Annotated in this window: 1 protein-coding gene; it reads right to left on the minus strand. The window is 58.9% G+C overall.

The annotated features are described in order from the left end of the window. Positions 1-54: 54 nt before the first annotated feature. Positions 55-321, minus strand: a 267-nt coding sequence (locus EN850_RS36745; protein WP_189591331.1) for a hypothetical protein, incomplete at its 5' end; no start/stop codon positions are given.

A 321-nucleotide genomic window follows, 5' to 3' on the forward strand; every position in this document is an offset into this window, starting at 1 on the left:
CGACAGCGCCGCGGTAAATCCACGCCTTGCGTCGATGCCTTCCGCCTGGATCAATCAGGAGTGGGCAACCGTGCGTTCGCCGAGGCGTCTGCGATTGTCCACAAAAGAAAACTCCAGACCATCAATATCGGCATGCGCACCGCACATGCCCAAGCCCGTCACCGTCGGGTCGATCCCGCCGGATGAGACTCTCAGCGCACCTGCATGTTTCTCGATAGCCAATGTGCCCAGGTCGGACTGATGAATCAGTTGTCCGCCTTCTGGCTTCATCTGCAGCACGAAGGCGCATACGTGTTGCATCGACTGCGTGCTGTGAAGCAC

The organism is Mesorhizobium sp. M8A.F.Ca.ET.207.01.1.1, from assembly GCF_004794715.1.
Lineage (GTDB): Bacteria > Pseudomonadota > Alphaproteobacteria > Rhizobiales > Rhizobiaceae > Mesorhizobium.